Raw genomic sequence first — 5,838 nt, 5'->3', positions numbered from 1 at the left:
TCTATTATAAAAATGTATACTTGACATGTCAACCATAACTTAACATGTATACATGAATACCACCACTTTCTAAAATATTTCATCGAAAATGCGGCTGCAACAATAAAAAAATCCATGCAAACACGAAACAATGCGTTTGCATGGATTTTCTTTTCCTTATATATAGGAAATCAATATCAGAGATAACTGATTGGGTTGACCGTCTGGCCATTGACACGGACTTCATAGTGGACGTGCGGGCCAGTCGAGAAACCGGTGCTGCCCATATAGGCAATAATCTGGCCGCGGCGGACATGCTGGCCAACGCTGACAACGACCTGCATGGCGTGGCCATAACGCGTCATGATGCCATTGCCATGGTCAATATCGACCATGTTGCCGTAACCGCCGGAATTCCAGCCGGCCGTGACGACCGTGCCGTCGGCCGTGGCAACGATTGGCGTGCCCATGTCGTTGGCGATATCGATGCCCGGATGGAAATCAGAACCGTTCCAGCGCAGGCCATACGGCGAGCTGACTTCACCGCGTGCCGGCCAGCCGGTCGGCGTCGTCACAGAGACGCTTGAGCCAACGAGCGAGCCCGGCAGGGAAACAGCACCATTTGGCAGGCCCATTTCTTCCTGCTGAGCCTTGAGCTCCTGCTGCAGGGCTAAAAGCGACTCACGGCGCTTCTGGATACTTTTTTCAACATTGTCGAGCGTCTCACTGACGTTATCAAGGCTCGGCGCCTGCGGATACGGGCCGCCCTGACCGTCATGCTGGCCGCTTACGGCACCCTGACCGTCGCCGCTGCCATCATCCTGAGAGTCCTGCGCGGGCGATGCCCCGGACATGCGGCGCAGGTCGTTTTCGAGCTGTGTGAGCTGGTCAATCTCATCCTGCAGGGCATTGGCCTTCTTGGAAAGCTGCAAAAGCTGTTCCTGCTGGATGTTGTTGACCTGACGCAGTTCGCGGATTTCTGACGCGCCGCTCTGATTGGCAAATGTGCTGTAAACCGAATAGCTGAACGCACCGACAAACAGCAGGGCACCGGCTGCTACGGACGCAATGCCGAACTTCAGCACGCGCGCAGGCAGACGGATACTCTTCGTGTCCCCGTCATCATCGGGAATCAGTTTAATCGTATAGATGGTCTGCTTCTTCTTTTTCTTATCCTTTTTATCTTTCTTGCCCTCGTCGTCCGGATTGTCCTCAGACTGCTCTGCCGTTTTCTCTGCAGCAGCATCTTCCTCCGGCTTTTTCTCCTCTGGCAGTACCACGGGCGGCATGACTGTCGTCTTATCCGTCACTTCTGCCTGTTCCGGCTCTGAAGATCCCTTCGCTGCCTTCTGTTCTTCATTCTTAGCCAAAAATGAAACCTCCAAACTCTAAACGTGCAAACGTCCAAGCAAATTGCAAAGCAAAAAAATAATCCACGGAAATCATACACTCCCTGGATGAAAACTGCCTTTAAATACAATAATGCGGTAAACCTACGCCTATTATAGCATATGGTTTACCGCAATTCAAAGCCTATTTCACAAAGATTATGCCTGCGCCGAGCCCTTGTGCATCGCCTCGTCAAGAGCCTGCTGCTCTTCGGGCATCAGCGTGTAAGTCGACTGGCCCTTCTCGACCGGCTTGACATAGCTGCGCGAATCCTCGCGGCCAAAAATGCTCGTGAGTATGACACCGTCGTTGTAGGAGTCAAGCAGGGCAACGGCATAACTCAGGTCACTGCCCATATCATCAAAAGCGCGGAAGCGCACAACACCGACACGCGTGATGGCCAGCTTCAGGAGGTCGTCGAGACGCTCATTTTCCTGCTTGATGGCGGCGTTCTCATCGGAAACGTTCTGAATCTCATTGAGGTGCCCGATGAGCATACGCTCAAGGTTCGCCCCGTCCGCGCCCGTCATCATCTTGCGATAGCGCTTCTTCATGTAGCTGACCTTCATATAAAGATTGATGAGAAGGGCCAGCAGAATGACGGCAATGACGCCGAGCACGCCGACGATCACAACAATATTGTTTAGGGCAAGTTTCGTGATTTCCTGAATATCCATTGTCTATTGAATGCTCCTTAGAATAAATCAAATAAAATGTTTCACGTGAAACATTACGGGATTCAAACGGTAAAATGATCCGGCGCAGCGGTATTTCCCTCTGCCTGACGGGATTTTGCCAGCAGCTCGAGCAGCCGCTCAAGGTCATCTTCTGAGTAGAACTCAATTTCGATGCGGCTTTTCTTTTTGCCGGAGCGGATGTTGACCTTCGTGCCGAAGAATTCATGCAGACGGTTCTCCGCTTCCTGATAAAAAGCATCGGCCTGCCCAGTCTCCTGCTGCTTGGCCTTTTTTTCATCTTTATCTGCCAATTGCTGCAGATAAGCCGGATTTTCGAGCAGCTTATGCACGAGTTCCTCTGCCTGACGCGAGGAAAGATGCTGTTCAAAGATATAATCGGCAGCTTCAAGCTGCAGCTCTTTATCCTTGAGCGCGAGCAACGGCCTTGCCTGCCCCATGTGCATATCACCTGCTACCAGCATATCCTGAATGCCCTCGGCAAGGTCCAAAAGGCGCAGGGAATTGGCGATATGCGGACGGCTGCGGCCGACCTTCTTGGCGAGCATATCCTGCGTCAAGTCAAAATTCTTCATGAGGAAGGCATAAGCCTCTGCCTCTTCAATAATATTGAGATTCTCGCGCTGGATGTTCTCGATGAGGGCAATCTCGCTGATTTCCGCATCGTTATATTCTCTCACAAGTGCGGGTACTTTTTCAAGTCCTGCCTGACGCGCGGCGCGCAGGCGGCGTTCGCCGGCAATGAGTTCATAGCCCTTTTCGGGCAGGCGGCGCACGATGAGCGGCTGCAGAATGCCATACTGCCTGATGGATTCAGCCAGATCCTGCAGGGCTTCTTCATCAAAATTCTGCCGCGGCTGATAGCGGTTGGCCTGAATCTCTGCGGCAGGGATTTCCTGTACCTGGTCCTTGGCCGGCGTGATCTCGCGGTTTTTGAGGAGCGCACCGAGACCCTTGCCGAGGCCCCCATGAGCCTTATTTGCCATGAGCCATCACCTCTTCTGCCAGTTTCATATACGTATCCGTTCCCTTGGAACGCTTGTCATAATAAAGAATCGGTTCGCCATACGACGGTGCCTCACTGAGGCGGACCGTGCGCGGAATCATCGTCTTATAGACGAGATCACCAAAATTCTCGCGGACTTCCGCCACGACCTGTTCCGCAAGTCTCGTGCGGCCATCGTACATCGTCATGAGCACGCCCTCTACCTCAAGATGCGCATTTAAGTTATTGCGCACGAGTTCAATCGTATTCATGAGCTGGGAAACGCCCTCGAGTGCGTAAAACTCGCACTGAATCGGCATGAGCACCGAGTCCGCCGCTGCGAGCGAGTTCAGTGTCAAAAGGCCGAGGGACGGCGGACAGTCGATGAGGATGTAATCGTAATCTTTTTCGACTGGCTCCAACGCACGTTTGAGACGCGTCTCACGCGAGATGGCCGCCACGAGTTCGACCTCGGCACCGGCCAATTCGATATTGGCTGGCAGCACATCGACGTCAAATTCCGTCTTGACGATGGCCTCATGAATATCCGTACCATTGATGATGACCTGATAAATGGTCGTATCGAGTGCAGATTTATCAATGCCATAGCCGCTTGAAGCATTGCCCTGAGGGTCACAGTCAACGAGCAGGACCTTCTTCCCCTTCGCTGCCAGACAAGCCGCGAGATTTACCGATGTCGTCGTCTTGCCGACACCGCCCTTCTGATTGGCTACCGCAATAATCTTTGCCACGAACTTCACCACTTTCTTTTCTCTTTGAACCTCTGTCATGTAACAAACTACACGGTATTCCTTGTAAAAGCATGTTAGAATCGGTATAATTGTTACATTGTAACATTTCTATGAAATCGCTTGGGCATCAGCACACGTCCCTGACTGCCCTGTTTTCTATATCATAATATGAAATCGCGAAAAATGCCATTGTTTCACGTGAAACATTTTAAAAATTTATCAAGGAGGGTGATTCCATGCCTGTTTACAACGCACCACTCTTGCAGATTGACCCCAAAGAGACACGCCGTTACGCCGGCCTCATGCGCGCCAAGGACTTTGATGAACGCCTGATTGAAGAGGCCTGTCAGGATGCACGGCTCCTCGCAGAGCCGCGCGGCATCTGGCAGCTTTATGACTACGACTGTGAAAATCAGATTGTCAAAGCCGAGCCGCCTTTCCATATTATAGGCACGAAAATCGGCAGACACCTCGCGGGCTGCGACAAAGTCATCCTGCTGGCCGTCACAGTCGGCGAAGGCATCGAGGACATGGTCACAAAGCGCTTTGCGAATGGAGAATACGCCTCAAGCGTTCTCCTCGATGCCGCGGCGACCACGGCCGTCGAACAGCTGGCCGATGGCATGGAAAAGGCCATCAAGCCGAAAATGGCAGCTCAAGGCTACGGCATGCGCTGGCGCTTCAGCCCCGGCTACGGCGACTGGCCGCTTGAACAGCAGCCCGAGCTCATCCGCACGACAAAATGCGAGACGATCGGCATCACCCTGTCCGAAAGCAAGATGCTCGTGCCGCGCAAAAGCGTCACGGCCATCATCGGCTTATATAAGGAAGTAAAGGGTAACGAAACAGCCCCTCACTCCCCTAACGGCTGTGCTGCCTGCGATAAAATCGACTGTCCCTCACGCAAAGCCGTAAAATAAAGTACTTCGGAAAAACAGAGTATATTGACAGGAAATACATATAATATTAGTATGTTTATAAAGAATTTTATTTCAGCTCACACCAGCTCATAAAGGAGAAATTGCGCCATGATCCATATTTTTGACGGTGCCATGGGTACCATGCTGCAGGCCGGCGGACTCGAACCGGGCGGCTGCCCCGAACTCATGAACATCGAACATCCCGAAGTCGTTGAAAATATCCATAAAGCCTATATCGAGGCCGGCTCTACCATCATCGAGACGAATACCTTCGGTGCCAGCAGGCTGAAGCTCGACCATTACGGCCTCGAAGACCGCGTCGAAGAACTCAATACGGCCGCGGTCAGAATCGCCAAAAAAGCCGCTGGCGCGCGTGCCAAGGTAGCAGGTTCCATGGGTCCGACGGGCCGTTTCATCAGCCCGCTCGGTGACCTTGACTTTGAGGATGCGTATCATTGCTTCCTTGAGCAGGCCACCGCTCTTGCCAAAGCAGGCGTCGATTACTTCATCATCGAAACCTGCATCGATATTCAGGAAATGCGTGCCGCGCTGCTCGCCGCCAAAGAAATTGCTCCGCAGATTCCCGTCATCTGCCAGCTGACCTACAGCGATGACGGCCGCACCGTCACGGGTACGGACCCGCAGTCGGCCGCCATCATCCTTTCGCACATGGGCGCTGACATTATCGGCGTCAACTGCTCGCTTGGACCGGAGCAACTCGTGCCCATCGTCAGGATTCTCGCCGAGAACTGCGACTGCCCGATAAGCGTTCAGCCAAATGCCGGCATGCCGCAGCTCGTCGACGGCGTGACGCATTTCCCGATGGGACCTGAGGATTTTGGCAGCTGGGCGCCGAAGCTGCTTGAAGCCGGTGCCACGTACCTTGGCGGCTGCTGCGGCACAACCCCTGCTCATATCAAGGCACTTGCCAATGCCCTCAAGAATGCCAAAGAGCCGGAGCGTCCAGCCATGCCAAAGCGTCTCTGGCTCGCCAGCCGCAGCAAATCCGTCTGCGTCGACAAGGACCTGCCTACCGTGCTGATTGGCGAACGCATCAACCCGACCGGCCGTAAAAAACTCGCTGCCGAAATCCGCGAAGGCTCTCTCTTGTCCGTCAA

At 53.3% G+C, this 5,838-nt stretch carries 6 protein-coding genes; 2 read left to right on the top strand and 4 right to left on the bottom strand.

Going from position 1 to position 5,838, the window contains the following annotated elements; translation table 11 throughout:
• Positions 1–176: 176 nt before the first annotated feature.
• The 4 genes from ACI4OH_RS08175 to ACI4OH_RS08160 all read right to left on the bottom strand — a co-directional run bounded on the left by ACI4OH_RS08175 (position 177) and on the right by ACI4OH_RS08160 (position 3,839).
• A complete protein-coding gene (locus ACI4OH_RS08175) occupies positions 177–1,349 on the bottom strand; it encodes a peptidoglycan DD-metalloendopeptidase family protein (protein WP_439784573.1) in 1,173 nt (390 codons plus the stop codon).
• Positions 1,350–1,526: 177 nt separating this feature from the next.
• Positions 1,527–2,045 carry a DUF4446 family protein gene (locus tag ACI4OH_RS08170; protein ID WP_432647444.1) on the bottom strand — a complete coding sequence of 173 codons (519 nt, stop codon included), beginning with the start codon at positions 2,043–2,045 and terminating at the stop codon, positions 1,527–1,529.
• 62 nt (positions 2,046–2,107) lie between these two features.
• Positions 2,108–3,049, bottom strand: coding sequence for a ParB/RepB/Spo0J family partition protein (locus ACI4OH_RS08165; RefSeq protein WP_439784572.1), 942 nt, complete (start codon positions 3,047–3,049; stop codon positions 2,108–2,110).
• A complete protein-coding gene (locus ACI4OH_RS08160; RefSeq protein WP_432647446.1) occupies positions 3,039–3,839 on the bottom strand; it encodes a ParA family protein in 801 nt (266 codons plus the stop codon). Before ACI4OH_RS08160 ends, ACI4OH_RS08165 begins: the two co-directional genes overlap by 11 nt.
• Positions 3,840–4,036: 197 nt before the next feature.
• Between ACI4OH_RS08160 and ACI4OH_RS08155 the strand changes: the two genes are divergently transcribed.
• Together ACI4OH_RS08155 and ACI4OH_RS08150 are read left to right on the top strand one after the other, a co-directional pair.
• The gene (locus ACI4OH_RS08155; protein WP_439784571.1) at positions 4,037–4,720 is read left to right on the top strand and encodes a methionine synthase; all 684 of its coding nucleotides are present in this window, start codon (positions 4,037–4,039) and stop codon (positions 4,718–4,720) included.
• A gap of 108 nt (positions 4,721–4,828) precedes the next feature.
• On the top strand, positions 4,829–5,838 hold a 1,010-nt coding region (locus ACI4OH_RS08150; RefSeq protein WP_439784570.1), incomplete at its 3' end, for a homocysteine S-methyltransferase family protein.

Source organism: Mitsuokella apri, from assembly GCF_051886055.1.
In the GTDB taxonomy this organism is placed as follows: Bacteria; Bacillota; Negativicutes; order Selenomonadales; family Selenomonadaceae; genus Mitsuokella.
The sequence above is the reverse complement of the archived record's forward strand: the minus strand, read 5'-3'. Positions and strand labels throughout refer to the sequence as shown.